17 protein-coding genes are annotated in these 17,360 nt (G+C 31.7%); 12 read left to right on the top strand and 5 right to left on the bottom strand.

Translation table 11 applies throughout. The features are described 5' to 3' along the window. The first annotated feature begins 60 nt into the window (after positions 1 to 60). The 10 genes from ACWA1F_RS06695 to ACWA1F_RS06650 all read left to right on the top strand — a co-directional run bounded on the left by ACWA1F_RS06695 (position 61) and on the right by ACWA1F_RS06650 (position 9,203). Positions 61 to 426 (top strand): BlaI/MecI/CopY family transcriptional regulator, encoded by a 366-nt coding sequence (locus ACWA1F_RS06695; protein WP_125720928.1) that lies wholly within the window; start codon positions 61 to 63, stop codon positions 424 to 426. A gap of 7 nt (positions 427 to 433) precedes the next feature. Next, positions 434 to 2,059, top strand: coding sequence for a M56 family metallopeptidase (locus ACWA1F_RS06690; protein WP_456892671.1), 1,626 nt, complete (start codon positions 434 to 436; stop codon positions 2,057 to 2,059). 55 nt (positions 2,060 to 2,114) lie between these two features. Next, entirely contained in the window at positions 2,115 to 2,276 is a 162-nt protein-coding gene (locus ACWA1F_RS06685; RefSeq protein ID WP_456892669.1) for a hypothetical protein, read from the top strand. A 7-nt stretch (positions 2,277 to 2,283) separates the two neighbouring features. After that, positions 2,284 to 2,652 (top strand): BlaI/MecI/CopY family transcriptional regulator, encoded by a 369-nt coding sequence (locus ACWA1F_RS06680; RefSeq protein ID WP_008468912.1) that lies wholly within the window; start codon positions 2,284 to 2,286, stop codon positions 2,650 to 2,652. Between the two features lie 11 nt (positions 2,653 to 2,663). Further along, the gene (locus ACWA1F_RS06675; RefSeq protein ID WP_456892666.1) at positions 2,664 to 4,520 is read left to right on the top strand and encodes a M56 family metallopeptidase; all 1,857 of its coding nucleotides are present in this window, start codon (positions 2,664 to 2,666) and stop codon (positions 4,518 to 4,520) included. 82 nt (positions 4,521 to 4,602) lie between these two features. Then, a complete protein-coding gene (locus ACWA1F_RS06670; RefSeq protein WP_456892664.1) occupies positions 4,603 to 6,045 on the top strand; it encodes a serine hydrolase in 1,443 nt (480 codons plus the stop codon). 24 nt (positions 6,046 to 6,069) lie between these two features. Then, positions 6,070 to 7,497 carry a serine hydrolase gene (locus ACWA1F_RS06665; RefSeq protein ID WP_456892662.1) on the top strand — a complete coding sequence of 476 codons (1,428 nt, stop codon included), beginning with the start codon at positions 6,070 to 6,072 and terminating at the stop codon, positions 7,495 to 7,497. A gap of 80 nt (positions 7,498 to 7,577) precedes the next feature. Continuing rightward, a complete protein-coding gene (locus ACWA1F_RS06660; RefSeq protein WP_229355984.1) occupies positions 7,578 to 7,721 on the top strand; it encodes an SsrA-binding protein in 144 nt (47 codons plus the stop codon). Next, on the top strand, positions 7,722 to 8,351 hold the full coding sequence (locus ACWA1F_RS06655; RefSeq protein WP_456892660.1) for a peptidylprolyl isomerase: 630 nt from the start codon (positions 7,722 to 7,724) through the stop codon (positions 8,349 to 8,351). It begins immediately after the preceding gene. Between the two features lie 6 nt (positions 8,352 to 8,357). Beyond that, a complete protein-coding gene (locus tag ACWA1F_RS06650) occupies positions 8,358 to 9,203 on the top strand; it encodes an EamA family transporter (RefSeq protein WP_456892658.1) in 846 nt (281 codons plus the stop codon). An 87-nt stretch (positions 9,204 to 9,290) separates the two neighbouring features. Here ACWA1F_RS06650 and ACWA1F_RS06645 read toward each other — a convergent pair whose 3' ends face one another. Next, on the bottom strand, positions 9,291 to 9,848 hold the full coding sequence (locus ACWA1F_RS06645) for a fasciclin domain-containing protein (RefSeq protein ID WP_456892656.1): 558 nt from the start codon (positions 9,846 to 9,848) through the stop codon (positions 9,291 to 9,293). Between the two features lie 200 nt (positions 9,849 to 10,048). Here ACWA1F_RS06645 and ACWA1F_RS06640 point away from each other — a divergent pair, with 200 nt between their 5' ends. Continuing rightward, a complete protein-coding gene (locus ACWA1F_RS06640) occupies positions 10,049 to 10,576 on the top strand; it encodes a biopolymer transporter ExbD (RefSeq protein WP_456892654.1) in 528 nt (175 codons plus the stop codon). A 25-nt stretch (positions 10,577 to 10,601) separates the two neighbouring features. Then, positions 10,602 to 11,129 (top strand): ExbD/TolR family protein, encoded by a 528-nt coding sequence (locus ACWA1F_RS06635; RefSeq protein WP_456892653.1) that lies wholly within the window; start codon positions 10,602 to 10,604, stop codon positions 11,127 to 11,129. 60 nt (positions 11,130 to 11,189) lie between these two features. Here the strand turns inward: ACWA1F_RS06635 and ACWA1F_RS06630 are convergent, their stop codons facing one another. The 4 genes from ACWA1F_RS06630 to ACWA1F_RS06615 all read right to left on the bottom strand — a co-directional run bounded on the left by ACWA1F_RS06630 (position 11,190) and on the right by ACWA1F_RS06615 (position 17,346). Next, positions 11,190 to 13,307: a DUF7619 domain-containing protein gene (locus ACWA1F_RS06630; protein ID WP_456892651.1), complete on the bottom strand. Its 2,118-nt coding sequence runs from the start codon at positions 13,305 to 13,307 to the stop codon at positions 11,190 to 11,192. 139 nt (positions 13,308 to 13,446) lie between these two features. After that, complete coding sequence (gene rpsA, locus ACWA1F_RS06625) at positions 13,447 to 15,225, bottom strand: 30S ribosomal protein S1 (protein WP_456892649.1); 1,779 nt, start codon at positions 15,223 to 15,225, stop codon at positions 13,447 to 13,449. Positions 15,226 to 15,607: 382 nt separating this feature from the next. After that, complete coding sequence (locus tag ACWA1F_RS06620) at positions 15,608 to 16,867, bottom strand: TPR end-of-group domain-containing protein (protein WP_456892647.1); 1,260 nt, start codon at positions 16,865 to 16,867, stop codon at positions 15,608 to 15,610. Between the two features lie 350 nt (positions 16,868 to 17,217). Then, the gene (locus ACWA1F_RS06615) at positions 17,218 to 17,346 is read right to left on the bottom strand and encodes a hypothetical protein (protein ID WP_456892645.1); all 129 of its coding nucleotides are present in this window, start codon (positions 17,344 to 17,346) and stop codon (positions 17,218 to 17,220) included. Between the last annotated feature and the right edge of the window lie 14 nt (positions 17,347 to 17,360).

Here is a 17,360-nt window from a genome sequence, read left to right as displayed (position 1 = left end):
CTATTTTTATAGTTGTGTAACTAAAAAAATAGTTGTAGATTTGAATTAAAATTAGAGAAGATGCAGAAGTTAACAAACAAAGAAGAAGAAATTATGATGATTTTATGGAAGCTTAAAAAAGCTTTTGTAAAAGAAATTCAAGCCGAAATCACAGAAGATCAGCCACATTACAACACCTTATCGACTATTGTGCGTAATCTGGAAGAAAAAGGATATGTGGGACACAATGCTTTTGGAAACACCCATCAGTACTTTCCAGTTGTTGCCATTGAAGATTACAGAAAAGGATTTATGAAAACTGCTATTGACAACTATTTTAATAGTTCTTATAAAAGTATGGTTTCCTTTTTTGCTAAAGAAGAAAAAATTTCAGCAGATGAATTGCGTGAGATTTTATCAATGATCGAAAATAAAAACGAAAAATAATCGGTTTATGGAAGCAGTTTTTATTTATATCGCCAAATCAAGCAGTTTAATGCTGATGTTTTATTGCGCTTATTACTTTTTATTGCGCAAAGAAACATTTTTCAATAGCAACAGATGGTTTCTATTATCTGGCTTGATTGTTTCAGCAGTTTTACCATTACTGACTTACACAAAGGTGATATGGACGGATACAGTTTCTTATGTAGATGCAAATATTTCAACGACAATCATAAATAGTCCGCAAAACGAATCGGCTGAATTTAATTGGAATTACATTATTCTTGGTCTTTATGGCCTTGGTCTTTTAATCTTTATCATAAAACTGGCAATTGATTTTTATAGCTTGAATTCTATCATTAGAGGAAAAAAAATCAAACAGCAAGCCGATTTTAAGTTTGTAGATATCAACGAAAACATTGCGCCTTTCTCCTATTTTGAATATATCGTGTACAACTCATCACTTTACACGGCTTCAGAATTAGAAAGTATAATTGAACACGAAAAAGTGCACAGCGACCAAAATCATACTTTAGATGTATTGATTTCGAGAATATTCAGCATAATTTTCTGGTTTAATCCAATTGTTTGGCTTTATAAAAAAGCAATTACTCAAAACTTAGAATTTATTGCTGATAGCGAGGCTTCTAAAAAACTTTCAGACAAAAAAGCGTACCAATACACGCTTTTAAAAATAACAACACACGAAAGCTGTGTTGCAATCACCAATCATTTTTATCAATCATTAATCAAAAAACGAATCGTCATGTTAAACAAAAATCAATCAAAAAAGAGGAATTGCTGGAAGTACTATACGGTAATTCCTGCTCTGGCTGCTTTTGTGCTATTATTTCAAATTGAAGTAGTTGCAAAAGAAAAACAGCAGAATATAAAAGTAGTTTCGAATGAAATTAAATCTATGAACGTCTTTAGAATCACGAAAAAAACTACAGATAGTGAATTTCAAGATTTAAAAAAGAACTTAAAATCAACTTATAATGTTGATTTAGAATTTTCTGACATTAAAAGAAACTCAGAAAATCAATTAACAGCTATAAAAGTTGATATTATCAATGGAAAGCAAAAATCTCAATCTATACAAAGTGGCGATCAAGCCATCAAAGATTTTGGAATTGCTATTATTGTAAACAAAGACGGCACTATAAAAGCTGGTATCAAAACTTTTGAAGAAAAAACTGCTGTCAGCAAAAAAGTAAGCGCAAATGACAAAGTAAAAAGCGCTTCAAAAATAGCTGCAAGCGAAAAATTAACTACTAATACAGAAACCAATGTTAACACTAATTCTAATACTAGTACAAAAACTGACAGTAATACTAATACAAATACTAGCACTACTGTAATTATTGATAATGATAGTAAAACGAACACTAAAGTTATTACTACAACCGATGCAAACACGGCTATTGTGGTTTCAAACGGAGTAAAAATTAATGCAAAAAAAACAGGTTTTCCACTTGTAATTGTAGACGGAAACGAAATGGCTGCTGATTTTGATATAGAAAGCCTGGGAGTAAATAGCATTCAATCTATGAAAGTTCACAAAGGAGTTGATGCTATTTCTTTATTTGGCGATAAAGGCGCAAATGGAGTTGTTGAAATTAAAACCAGAAAATAATTTCTTTTTAATAAAAGACTATTTCTCAATCATTTTAATCAAAAAACAAATCATCATGTTAACCAAAAATCAATCAGAAAAGAGAAATTCGTGGAAATATTATGTTTTGATTACAGTACTTGCAGCTTTTTTTCTGCTATTTGTAACTAAAGTTACTGCAAAGGAAAAACAACAATTTGTAGCGGAAAGTGATTCAAACATTGAAACCCAAAAATAAATCAGAAATGCAAAAACTTACCAATAAAGAAGAGGAAATCATGCACATTTTATGGAAGTTGAAAAAAGCTTTTGTAAAAGAAATTCAGGCAGAGATTTTAGAAGACCAACCGCATTATAACACTTTGTCTACTATTGTTCGTAATCTGGAAGAGAAAGGTTATGTAGCGCACAATGCTTTTGGAAATACGCATCAGTATTATCCAGCTGTAAGTATCGAAGATTATAGAAAAGGTTTTATGAGCACTGCAATAGACAATTATTTTAATAGTTCATACAAAAGCATGGTTTCTTTTTTTGCTAAAGAAGAAAAGATTTCTGCTGATGAATTGCGTGAAATCTTAGACATGATCGAAAATCCAAAAGAAGGTAAATAATCAAAATAGTTATGGAAGCACTTTTCATTTTTATCCTAAAATCAAGCGGGTTACTAGCAATGTTTTATTTTGCTTACATTTTTTTACTTCGCAAAGAAACTTTTTTCAACAGCAGTCGCTGGTTTCTAATTGCTGGATTAATTACTTCTGTAGTACTGCCTTTTGTAGTGTACACAAAAGTGATTTTGGTCGAAGCGCCGCCTGCTCCTGAACCAGCTCCAATAATTACAACTTCGTCGACAAATATTCAAAACATTCCAGCTGCAAACGATAATGTGACTTCTTATGAAGCAAAATATTCGCCTACAAGGGTAACCGTTGTTGAAGAAGAAAATTTTGAAATAAACTGGACTTTAGTTTTAACTGCTGTATACGGAATCGGTTTCTTGGCTTTCATGATCAAATTTGGACTTGATTTCTACAGCCTTAATGCTGTTTTAAAAGGAAAAAGAATCGAACAGCAGGAAGATTTTAAATTTATAGATGTCAATGAAAACATCGCTCCTTTCTCTTATTTCGATTACATTGTATATAACTCATCACTATACACAGCGGCAGAATTAGAGAGTATTTTGGAACATGAAAAAGTGCACAGCGACCAAAAGCATACCATTGATGTTTTGATTTCGAGAATCTTTTGTATCCTCTTTTGGTTTAACCCAATTGTATGGCTTTATAAAAAAGCTATTTTGCAAAACCTTGAATTTATTGCAGACAGTGAGGCTTCTAAAAAAATTGCCGACAAAAAAGCGTATCAGTACACGCTTTTAAAAATAACAACGCATGAAACTTGCGTTGCAATTACCAATCATTTTTATCAATCATTAATCAAAAAACGAATTGTCATGTTAAACAAAAATCAATCAAACAAAAGAAATTACTGGAAATATTCGGCGGTAATTCCTGCTCTTGGCGCCTTTATTCTTTTATTTCAAATAAAGACTATTGCGCAAGAAAAGAAGCAAGATGAAGCTTCAATTATTCAAAAAGACACCATTAAAGATATTAACGAAACGATCAAGATTACCAAAAACACAACAGATAAAGAGTTAAATGAACTTCCTGGAAAGTTAAAATCTAACCATAATCTTGATGTTGAAATTTCGGATGTAAAAAGAAATACCAAAGAAGAATTAACTGCGATCCAAATCAAAGTAAAATCAGATTCTGGAAAAAAACAAACCATCAAAATTGACGGTGACGAAGCGATAAAAGACTGCGAATTAGCCATTGGAACAGACGAAAAAGGTACAAAATCTATCAACATCAATACCGATAGGAACTTTAAAATGCCAGTGATAATTAGAAACGAAAGAGTTATTGTTCGCAATCACGAAGGAGCTGATGTTGCTGCTCCCGTACCACCATCACCTCCAGCATTTCCTTCTGGTCCACTACCGGCTGCTCCGGCAATTGATATGTCAAAAATGCCAAAACCTCCAGTTGCTCCTAAAAATCCAAAAGATAAAGTAGCGATGGCAAATTTTGAAAAACAAATGGAAGTTTTTGAAAAACAGATGGAAGCATTTGAACCGCAAATGGAAGCTTACGAAAAACAAGTAGAAGCTATTATGTCTCAAAGATCTGAAATTTATGAAAAAGAAATGGCTAAATATGAGATTGCCATGGAGAAATTTGCTGCCAATATGGAGAAATTCAATTTTGATTTTAAATTTAATTTTGACAATAAGAACCTCGAGATTGATATGAAGCAATACGAACAAGACATGAAACAGTATGAGCTTGATATGAAGCAGCACGCCAAAGATATGAAACAGCATGCTAAAGACATGAAGCAACATGAAAAGGATATGAAGCAGCATGAGAAAGACTTGAAAGAAATGGAAAAACAGAATAAAAAAGCGTAACCAGTTCATTTTACTTTAAAAACCAGTGTTTTATTCACTGGTTTTTTTATCCCTAAAATTATTAACGTATTAAATTTTATAGATGAAAAACACAATCTACAGCTTTGCTATGGTCTTTATTTTCCTAAATTTTTCATTTGGACAAAATAAAAGCAATAAAGAAACAGAACAAAAAATTGATCAATATTTAAAAGAAATAATAGAGATAAATGAAATTCCAGGTGCAGCTGTAGCTGTAATAAAAGACGGCAAAGTTATTTATGAAAAGTACTTCGGAAAAGCTTCTTTAGAAGAAAATATACCAGTTGATAAAACGACCAGTTTTAAGGTCTTTTCTACCACTAAATTAATTACAGCTGTCGGAATTTTTCAATTGATAGAAAAAGGCAAAATCGCCTTGAACGATCCAGTTTCTAAATATTTGAGCGATCTTCCAAAAGAATGGCAAAATGTACAAATAGGCAATCTTTTATCACATTCTTCGGGGCTTCCAGATTATTTCAAATATACAGACTTCCCATATACAGCTCCTTTCCCTGAAAGAATATCTTTTTTAGGTCAAAAACCAATACAATTTACTCCAGGAAACCAGTATAGTTACAATCAAACCAATTATTTATTGTTGACCAAAATAATTGAAAAAATAACAGGGCAAACTTTCGAAGATTATATTTTTCAGAACCAGTTTCCAGATCACGGATCTGATGTTTTCTTTTGTTCCGATTTTACAAAATTAACTTCGAGTGCTGTTCGTTACACTTATAATAATGACACCAAAAAATATCAGCAGATTACTTTTAACAGCGGTCCAGACTCTCATTCGGCAAATGGTTTAAACATAACACTTTCACAATTAATTAAGTGGAATCAAAATTTAGATGAAAATTTGTATTTAAAAAAAGAAACAAAAGCTGCTATGTGGTCACCTTTCCCATTTACTAACCAAAAAGATGTTTTTGCTTATGGCTGGGAATGTCAGCCTGTAAACAATCATTCTTCGTACGGATTTAGCGGCGGAAATGTAACAGCATTTAGAAAATTTCCAGACAACAATCTGACTGTGATTTTTTTATCAAACAGCAATAAGTATATGTATTTGCCTGCTTTTGATGATGTAGTTTATCGAATTGGCGGTATAATTGATCCTTCGCTTATCAATTTGAAAGAGGAAGAGAAAGAAAACATAACCATTAATTTCTTAAAGCAAGATTTTACTAAAGCAAAAGACTATTATTTCGTTGTAAAAAAGCAGCATCCAGATTGGGATTTTGAACAGCGTTTGAATTTAATTGGTTATTCTTTGATGAGAAGCGATCGCTTAAAAGAAGCTACTAAGATTTTTGAATTGAATGCAATTGAACATCCAAATTCTGGAAATGTTTATGATAGTTTAGCGGAAAGTTATTTTAAAAATAATCAACTGGAACTTTCTAAAGAAAATTATAAAAAATCATTAGCGCTTACGCCAGAAAATTCGAACGCGAAAGAAATGCTCAAAAAAATTGATGAATTATTAGCCAAATAAAAATCAATTAAAATAGTAACCAAAATGAAAAAGTATCTCTTACTTCTATTTTTGTCTTTTACTGTTTGCGCTCAGCAAAACAAAGCCGAAAAAGATATTTTTATAGCAATGGACAAAACTGCTTCCATCCTTTCTGAAAAATCTAAAGCAAATTCTATTTCAATTGGTGTGGTCAAAAATGGCAAAACCTATACGCGCCATTATGGGGAAATAGATAAAGGAAAAGAAAACATTGCCAATAATAATACTGTTTTTGAAGTTGCTTCCATCACCAAATTGTTTACAGGACTACTTACTGCGCAAGCCGTTATGGAAGGAAAACTGAATCCTGATGAGGATATCAGAAAATATATTACAGGTTCTTATCCGAACTTAGAATACAACGGAACGCCAATAACGATTAAAGATTTGGTTTCTTTTAGAACTGGTTTTGCTAAAGATTTGCCTGATACTGATGAATTGCGAAAAAATAGAAATGACAGCAGTTATTTGGCTTTCAAAAGAATTGATGAATCGTATACTCGCAAAAAATTCTTTGAAGATCTTAAATCTATGAAATTGGATACTTTGCCTGGAACTAAATTCAAATACAGCAACGGAAGTCTTAATCTTACAGCTCATATTTTGGAGAATGTCTATCAGAAAAGTTATGAAACCCTTTTGAAGGAAAATATTTTTTCGAAACTAGACATGAAATCAAGTGGTATAAATCTTAGCGCAAATACTGTTATTGCAAACGGTTATAATCTCAAAGGAGTTTTAATGCCTACTATTTCAGATAATCTTTGGGGAGCTGCTGGAAGATTAAAATCTACTTTAGGTGACTTAACTAAATTTATTAATTATGAAGTAAATACGAAGAATAAAATTGTTCAAGAATCTCAACGAAATCTCCTAAATAGCCCAACAACTTGGAATGGTTATTTCTGGGATTATATTCAAGTTGACGAAAACGGAAAAAACTGCTGGAAACATGGCGGTGCATTCGGAACTCAAAATATGTTGGTTGTTTATCCCGAACGTCAGCTAGGCATTTCTATTATTGTAAACATCAGTGATGAAAATACCGGAAATGCAATTGGCGAAGCTATTGTAAGACTTTCTAATGATTTATTGAGCGAAAATAAAAAACAAACAGGAATTTACGGCTATAAAATCATTGGTGACAATGTTGTTTTTGTTTACGAACATGGCAAGAATTTAGATTCTAGTTTAGTTAAAAGCGTATCCATAGCGGGTTCTTTCGATAAATGGAATCCAAACGACCAGAATTTTCAAATGATAAAGAAAAACAAAAATACATTTGAATTGGTCATTCCGAAATCTCAATTTGAAAAAAACACGACTCATCTTTTTAAGTTTGTCATTAATAAAACAGGCTGGATGGAAGCACCAAAAAATGCTATAAATCGCCAAACTGAAGGAGACGAAAATCTCATTCTCAAGCTTTAAACACAATGCATCTTACAGCTCAAAAGACTTTGCTTCAAACACAAAGTCTTTTTTTATATCTTTGAAAAAACAAATCTATCATGTATAAATTATTAGCTAAACTAAATAAAATACTTCTGCCGAGTTTTACCAAGCAAGGCTTAGATATTTCAAAAGCAAAAAAATGGCAAATGGCAATAATTGGCTATCGCGCTTATGTTACTAAAAAAGCTTTAGGTAATTAAATGATTTTCTTTAAAAACGCCACTAAAAATATTGCATTTATTTTAGCATCAATGTTATGTCTTAGCAGTTTGAATGCTTTTGGACAAAAAATTGAAGATCAAATTAAGTCAATCAATTCCATCGATGAAGCCAATCAATTTATTCTTGTTAATGAAAATATTGATGCTCAAATTTGGACAATAGCCCCACAAATAGACGAGAACAAAAGTTCTAGAATATTTAAAAACAGAACTATCGGCGATATCTTTTCAGATGGCACTAACCTTTATAAAATCATTGATTCTAGAAAAACAGTAGCTCTTCGTGTCAGCTACATATTTTTAGACGGAAATAAAATTTCTTTGCAAGCTATAAATGACCTTCGCAAGAAAATTGTAAATCAATATAAAAATGGTGCTAAATTTTCTGACCTAGCAAATCAATATACTATGGATTCTGCAAAAGATGGCGACCTTTCATGGTTCACTGAAGGAACGATGGTAAAAGAATTTGAAACCGCAATTAAAAAACATAATAAAAATGACATTTTCACTATTGATCTTACAAAAGAAAATTGGTACTACGTGGCTCTAAAAACTTATCAAGATCAGATAGTAGAAGAATTAACCATATTAAAAGTAAAAAGCTAATCTTAAATGAAAAACCGAGAAATTAGCCTCCCTCCCGTTCCTGCCGTATTGTTAGCTATTATAAGTGTTCAATGCGGAGCGGCAATTGCAAAAACATTATTTCCAACAATTGGCGCAGCGGGCACGGCATCTATACGTATTGGTGTTTCTGCATTAATTTTATTATTAGCTTACAGACCAAATTTTAAAGCCATAACAGCACAGCAATGGAAAATTGTAATTCCGTACGGCTTGTCTTTAGGTGCAATGAATCTGATTTTCTATTTTGCTATAGAAAGAATTCCGATTGGCTTGGCTGTAACTTTAGAATTTGTTGGACCGTTATTGCTGGCTATAGCTGGTTCAAAACGTTTGGTTGATTACTGCTGGGTTTTACTGGCCGCTATTGGTATTTTATTAATTGCACCTTGGACAAACGATCGCTTAGATCCGTGGGGAATTCTATTTGCACTTATGGCCGGAGGATTCTGGGCGGGTTATATTGTTTTAGGCGGAAAAATTTCTAAAATAATGAATGATGGTTATGCGGTAACAACAGGAATGTTATTTGCTGCACTTTTAGTTTTGCCTTTTGGTTTTCTAGAAAACGGTTTATCCAATCTAACGCCAAAATTATTCGGAATGGGTGTTGCACTTGCTCTTTTATCTAGTGCAATTCCGTTTACATTAGAAATGAAAGCTTTAGGAAAACTTCCACCGCGTACTTTCAGTATTTTGATGAGTTTAGAACCTGCAGCAGCCTCTATTTGTGCTTTTATATTTCTTCAGGAAAGTTTGAGCTTTTATGAGATATTGGCAGTTGTTTGTGTAGTAATTGCTTCAGCTGGAAGCACTTTGACTGCAAAAAAATAAAGTTTAAAAAATAAAGTTTAAAAAATTCCAAATAAAAAATTCCAAATTCCAATTTAAGCTTGGAATTTGGAATTTTTTATTTGGAATTTATTTGCTTTTAGGAAGCAAAACAGCGTCTACAACATGAATCACACCATTCGACTGATTAACGTCTGCGATTGTCACTTTAGCTTTGTTTCCATTCTCATCACTGATATATAGATCCTTCCCTTTCATCCAAGCAGTTAATGAACCGCCACTAACCGTTTTCAAAGTTGCTTTACCTTTTCCTTCTTTAATTGCAGCTGCGATATCAGACGAATTCATTTTACCTGCAACCACATGATAGGTTAAGATCGTTTGAAGCATTTTTTTATTTTCTGGTTTTAAAAGAGATTCTACAGTTCCTTTTGGCAATTTGTCAAATGCAGCATTCGTTGGAGCAAAAACAGTAAAAGGACCTTTCCCTTTCAAAGTTTCTACCAAATCTGCCGCTTTTACTGCTGCAACCAAAGTCGTATGGTCTTTTGAATTTACAGCATTTTCTATAATATTTTTATTTGGATACATCGCTGCGCCACCAACCATTACCGATTTTTGTGCATTTGATGTAAATGCAAATCCTAAAGCTAAAACTGCAAGAGCTAAAAATTTTCTAGTTTTCATATTTAATAATTTTAAGTTATAAGCTCATTTACGCCTTAAAATGCTCTTTGGTTTTATAAACTTGAAATATAATTTTATGAAATCATATAAATCTCTTTTATCACAAGGCTTTACAGTTTAAAATATTTTTTAGCATTTTATGAAATTGAACTCATTTTCGTTACTATTTTATTATTAACTTTAGTAAAAATTCATTCAATATGAAAAACCTACCTCAAAAAGTTAGAAGTAAAAAGTTAAGTTCGAGAGTTGATTTAACGGCTATGGTTAGCGTTTCTTTTTTGCTGATCATATTTTTTATGGTTACAATTGAATTGTCGAAATCTAAATTTAGAGAATATCCTATTTATAATGAAGGGTGTGGACCAATCCCAGAATGTGGCAAACCTGACGAAAATAGAACTATGACAATACTTCTTGATGAAAACGACAGAATAATTACTTATTCAGGATTATTATTTGTTCCTGTAGAAGCTCCAAAAGAAGTTGTTTATGGAAAAAATGGTATTCGTAAAGAATTGTTCCGAAGAAATAATATGGTATTATCTTATTCAGCTAATTTAGGAAAACTAGGAAGAGGTGTTGAAGTAATTGTTAAACCCAGTAAAAAATCTAATTTCAGAAATCTAGTAGACATTTTGGATGAAATGAAAATAGCAGGAATAAAATCTTATGCTATTGTCGACCAGTTTACTCCAGAAGAATCAAAATTATTAGCCTCAAACTAAAATTTCAAACTTAAACCTTAATTTTATGAAAAACCTATCTCAAAAAGTTAGAAGTAGAAAGTTAAATTCAAGAGTTGATTTAACGGCAATGGTCAGTGTTTCTTTTCTACTGATTATATTTTTTATGGTTACGATTGAATTGTCTAAACCAAAAGCCGTAGATTTAAGTTTACCCGATAATGGATGGACTTGTGGCCGCTGGTATGGTGGCTGTGGAGAAAATCGTTCTGCAACCATTATAATTGGAGATGATGATAAAGTAGTGTTTTACGAAGGACTTTTGGCTTTGCCTAAAGTAGCTCCAAAAAAACTAGCTTTTGGAAAAGAGGGAATTCGTAAAGAACTAGCAAAAAGCAACAAAAGAATGCTAGCTTATTCTACTGCCATGGGAAAGCCTAATAGAGGTCTAGTAGTAATTATAAAACCAAGTAAAAAATCTAATTTCAAAAATCTAGTTGATATTCTTGATGAAATGGCTATTGCTAACATAGATACATATGCCATTGTACCAGAATTTACTCCAGAGGAAACAAAATTATTGGCTTCCAAATAATTATCAATTTCACTTCAGATAAATAGCAAAAAAAGTCCCAAATTAATTTGGGACTTTTTTTTATATCTTGATAAACTTCATACTCGAACTTCCTTTATCAGATTTGACTCTTATAAAATAATTACCAGTCCTAAGCCTCGAAACATCAATATTTGATACGAAACCTGCATTGGGAACTGCAATTACCAATTGCCCTAAAATATCATATATTTCAAAAGACTTAATTTCTAAATCCTGATTCTGAGCAATATTCAAAACTCCTGTTGAAGGATTAGGATATAAAGTAAAGTACCTTGAAAAATCAAAATCCTGATTGGATAAGTTAGCTTTAAAAGTTGATGTTGCTTTGTTTGTCACAATCGGAAAATTGTAATCGAAATATATATTAGCATCATTAGTAAACGAATCTCCAACTTTTAATGTTGGTTTTGTCTTTATTTTGAAAGCAATATAACCATCATTATTGGCATCATAAAAAGGAAGATTGATGTTTTCGAAAATAAACTCTACTCTATTTCCTTCTGAAATTTTGGTTACAAAAGAATGACTGGAACTGGTAGGGATTAAAGTCGAAATATCAAATTTAGACAAATCGATCATGTCTTTTACGACAATATTTTGAGCCGGATAAGTTCCGGTATTTTCAAAACGAATCATGTAATGAACGTACTCGCCTATTAAACTTGGCGTAACAATAGAACCCTCCAGACACGTTTTATCATTTGGATCGTAAGAACCTACAACAGTTTGATTTAAAGTGAATGTATTATCAATTGGCGTTTCGTCTGCATTTTGTGATTCTATTGTTGTGACATATTTTAATAAATCACCGTTGTTTACCGCAGGTATTTCTATTGGCGAATTTACATTTAGCATAAAAGTAATTTCTCTAGTCTCAAATGGTTTAAAATTAGAAAAATTCCAGGATAAGTTACTTTCGGTTTGACTAGAAGCTGTAGGATTAGCAACAACCAAATCCAAAATCGCATCGTTAAATTGTAAATTAATTGTTCCGTTTTCTATTCTATTTCCTTTGTTTTTGTAGATGATTTTATAATTAGAATCAAAACCTGGTCTAGCAACATTAATAGGAACAACTATTATTTCAACATCATGTTTGTCAAAATTAGTAACACAGAAATTCTGAATAACTGGACTAGTTTGTGCTGAGAAATTAACCGTTAGATTTTGAGGAGTTACAGAAAAATAATCTGGATTTTCTAGTAACGGTGTCAGTGTGTATTCTCCAGCTTGTACAGGAATATAATAGGATCCAAAATTGTTCGCAAATAGTATTTGAGTAGAAGTATCATCAGTTAATAAATATTTGGAATATGGAATTACATTATCATCATTATCACAACCGTCATTTAAGAAATCCAATTTTTGATTACCTTCAATAGTATAAAACTTACCTCCAGGTGTAAAACTGCAATAAGTATTTACATGACAATTAGGTAAAGTGGAAGTCTCCTTCTGAACCATCGGTAAATCTTCTTCATCTGAACATATATATTTTAAATATCGTTCACCATTATGAATAAAAAATTTTGTCCAATTATTAGTGTTTCCGTTCTTAATATTTAAAAATTCTAATTTATTATAAAAAGATACTAACCAATTTAAATTCGGGCAGTTTGACACATCTAATGAAGTAAGTTTATTATCTTGACAGGAAATATTTTCCAAGCTTACATTGTTAGAAACATTTAGCACAGTTAAATTATCAGATATACAAGTAAGTGTTTTTAAATTAATTAGATTAGATAAGTTAACTTGATTTAAGCTGCCAGTATTATAATTCATTTGAAATTGTACTAAACTTGGAATTGAGTTAACTTCAGATAAATTTGATATTTTATTATTATGGCAAATAAGTGTATGCAAATTACTAAAATATGACAAGCCTGTTAAATCACTAATATTAGAATCAGAGATATCTAATGATTTAATTAATAATGCTTCGCTAATTTGAATTTCACCATCATTATTTGTGTCAATCTTATTGAAATAACTTGGATAACCCGGATTAAAATATTGTACAGATGCAACCCGTACAGTATTTCCGTTAGCTGCAGTTAAAAGTTTTGCTTTTAAGTTAGCATCAGGAAAATTAATTATCTGCGCATTTAAAGCATTAAAAAAAATTAAAGCAAAGACAAAGTAAAGTTTTTTCATGTATCGTATTTTCATACAAAAATAACTTTTAAAGACAATAACACAACTTTATTTGTTAAAATTTTGCAAAATATAAAACCATAAAACAAAAAAAGTCCCACATTTCTGTGGGACTTTCTATTTATAAAAAAGCTAAGAATTATTTTTTCTCAGTTTTTTCCATTTTAGCTTTTAAAGCAGCTAATACATCATTGTTATCTCCTAAAGTTGCAGCTGGTGCATTAGTAGTAGAGTTAGATGAAGTATTTTCAGCAGCAGCTTTCACGTTTTTCTCTTCTTCTTCTCTGAAGATAGCAGTGTGAGAAGCAACTACTCTTTTGAATTCTTTGTTGAATTCAATTACTTTGAAATCAGCTGTATCACCTTTTTTCAATTTCTTTCCGTCTTCTTTTTCAAGGTGACGAGTAGGAATGAAAGCAACGATATCATCTCCGAATTCTACAGTAGCTCCTTTGTCAACGATTTCAGAAATTTCACCATTGTGGATAGTTCCTACAGCGAAAGAATCTTCGTATTGATCCCAAGGATTAGCAGTAGTTTGTTTGTGACCTAAAGATAATTTACGTCCTTCAACATCTAATTCTAATACTACAACATCAAGTTTTTCACCAACGTTTACAAACTCAGATGGGTGTTTAATTTTCTTAGTCCAAGATAAGTCAGAGATGTAGATTAATCCATCAATTCCTTCTTCTAATTCTACGAAAATACCAAAGTTTGTAAAGTTTCTAACGATACCTGTATGTTTAGAACCTACTGGGTATTTAGAAGTAATGTCAGTCCATGGATCTTGAGTCAATTGTTTGATACCTAATGACATCTTACGATCGTCTCTGTCAAGAGTTAAGATAACTGCCTCAACAACATCTCCAACTTTTACGAAATCTTGAGCAGAACGTAAGTGAGTTGACCATGACATTTCTGAAACGTGGATTAAACCTTCAACACCTTCAGCAACTTCGATAAATGCACCGTAATCAGCGATTACAACTACTTTACCTTTAACTTTATCACCAACAGTTAAGTTAGCATCTAAAGCATCCCATGGGTGAGCGTTTAATTGTTTCAATCCTAATTGAATTCTTGTTTTCTCATCATCGAAATCAAGGATTACAACGTTTAATTTTTGGTCTAATTCAAGAACTTCACTTGGGTGGTTGATTCTACTCCAAGAAAGGTCAGTAATGTGAATTAATCCGTCAACACCACCTAAGTCAATGAACACACCATAAGAAGTAATGTTTTTAACAACACCTTCTAATACTTGTCCTTTTTGTAATTGACCGATGATCTCTTTTTTCTGTACTTCAATATCAGCCTCGATAAGAGCTTTGTGAGATACAACAACGTTTTTGAATTCGTGGTTGATTTTTACCACTTTGAATTCCATCATTTTGTTTACATATACATCGTAGTCTCTAATTGGCTTAACGTCAATTTGAGATCCTGGTAAGAACGCCTCGATACCGAATACGTCAACGATCATACCTCCTTTAGTTCTACATTTAACAAAACCGTTAACGATTTCTCCAGTTTCATTAGCTGCAATAACTCTATCCCAAGACTTAATAGTACGTGCTTTTCTGTGAGATAATACTAATTGACCTGTTTTGTCCTCACGGATGTCGATTAATACTTCTACTTTGTCACCAACTTTTAAGTTAGGGTTGTAACGGAATTCGTTTAAAGAAATAACACCTTCAGATTTAGCATTGATATCAACGATAACGTCTCTATCTGTAATTCTAACAACAACACCTTCAACTACTTCTTCTTGATCTGTAGCGATGAAAGTTTTTGATACTAGTTCTTCAAACTCTTGTAAGTTTTTCTCATCTACTGCATCAATTCCTTCTTGGAAGTTATGCCAGTTAAAATTTGCTAAAAACTCTTCTTGTGATTTTAATTGTTCAGACATGCTGATAAAAAAATTTGTATTCTGCTTTTCTCGAGTTTCTCTATGCGATAGAAAATACAGAAGTTGTTTTACATAAATGGTTGATTCCTAATGGAAACTCTTCTCTGCCAAAAGGACTGCAAAATTACTACATTTTTCTGAATTAACAAAACAAAACCGATATGATTATCAGTAGATTGATTAGAAGCACGAGAATTCGGGTTTTCAAGACGTTTAGTCCCGCTATCGCCTTTATCTTTTTCTATCTAAAGAAGCCAGAAAAAGGATATCGGCTCTATCGGGGCTAGTTTAGAAAATTTAGTTTTCATAACAACTTAATAAACGAAACCCGACAGGTTTGAAAACCTGTCGGGTTTACGGCTTGTAACTATCTATGTCAATTTTAAAACTTTAACATAGATTTCTCCAAATCAAGTTCAAACAATTTTGGGTTATCAAATTTACTCTCGTCGAGCTGAAAGTTTTTATCGTAAAATTTCCATGGTGAATTGGCAAAAAAATACATTTTATTTTTCACCAATGCCGCCAAGGCTGGCTCATTAAAGGCTTCTCTATTATTATCCAAAACCTTAAAGTCAACTATTTTTGTTTCAGTTTCATTCAGTTTAAACGCTGCAATCCTAATAGGTACTACTCCATTCTGAATGGCAATCAATGATTTTTTATAAAAAACCAATCCGTCAATTCCTTTTCTTGAAGCGTCATTTGGAAAAACTAACCAAGATTCCTTTTTATTCTTTATATCGATTACTGCAATTCCTTTCAAATAATCGGCAACAAACAATTTTGATTCATCTTTATTAAATGTAATCCCCTGTAGATTAAAAGCTTGATTTGTCAAATCTTTCCACAAAACTAAATTCTCTTTTTCAATTTTATAAATTATTGGCTCAGTACTATCTGAAATATAAACTTCGTTAGATGTACTTATTACAAGATCACCAAAAACATGATTTCCTTCAATAGAATATCTTTTCACCACTTTTTTCGAAGCAATTTCAATTTTTAAGATCTCACTTTTTCCATCCAATTCTTTTTTAAAACCTTTCATTTCAGGAATTGCAGAACAAGCGACAAACAAATATTTTTCATCACGATCTGCCTTTAAAGCAAAAACCGAATACAAACAATCTGTAAACCAATCAGAAATTTTTCCAGACGCATCAAAAGAAACAATCTTTTTATCTCTAATGCTCGACGACAGCCAAAGCTTTTGTTTCTCCAAATAAAATAATCCTTCTGGATGCAGTTCTTTTTCAGAAAGGAGAACTTTTTCAACTGAATTCTCTATTTTCTTAGATTGCAAAATTTTAAGTGATTCCAAATCCTTAAATGCCTTATCGTTTTTGATAGAAGTAAAATCCGTATCCTCTTCAAAAGAAACAGTATTATTTGCTAGAACCATATTTTTCAAAACAGATAAAGCTTCCTCTTTTTTTCCATTCAAAGCATAAGCCGAAGCTAAATTATAAGTAAAAGAAGGATGCATTGGTCGAATACTATCCAATTGTTTTGCCAATCGGAGAAACAAAGCATAATCCTTACTTTTATATGCTTCTATACCTTTATCATACAAAGCTTTGTTTTGAGCAAACCCCAAAGCACCAATCAAAAGCAAAATATAAAATTTCAGTTTTAGCATCTTTTATATTATTAATAACGAGATACTAAGTTATTATTTTATTTAATACAGAATCACATCAAACGGCAAACCCGACAGGTTTTAAAAACCTGTCGGGTTTAAATCTTAATCCATGAATTTCGAATTTCCTGCAAGGTTTCCAAAACCTTGTAGGTATTTATTTTTCGTATTTATTGTAATTTATCACCGTTTAGTAAAAACTTTTTAAAACAGTTAGACTTAAAGACCTAATTAGGTTTTCGATATACCTACAAGGTTTCGGAAACCTTGCAGGATAACGTTTTAAACAAAAAACCGGGTTCTAGAAACCTGTCGGGTTTACTATGCGCAATTATTATCAAATATCTAATCTATTTAAGCTTAGAAATAACCTTATGAAGTTTCTTCTCATATTTATCTCTTTTTTTAGTCCCAATTTTGCCAATTAATTTGTCTTTCATTTCAGAAAGAGAATATGATTTTATTGCTTTCTTTTTCATAATCATCTGTTATT

The sequence above is a fragment of the Flavobacterium erigeronis genome (genome assembly GCF_054075165.1).
This window is presented reverse-complemented; position numbering and strand designations above follow the sequence as displayed.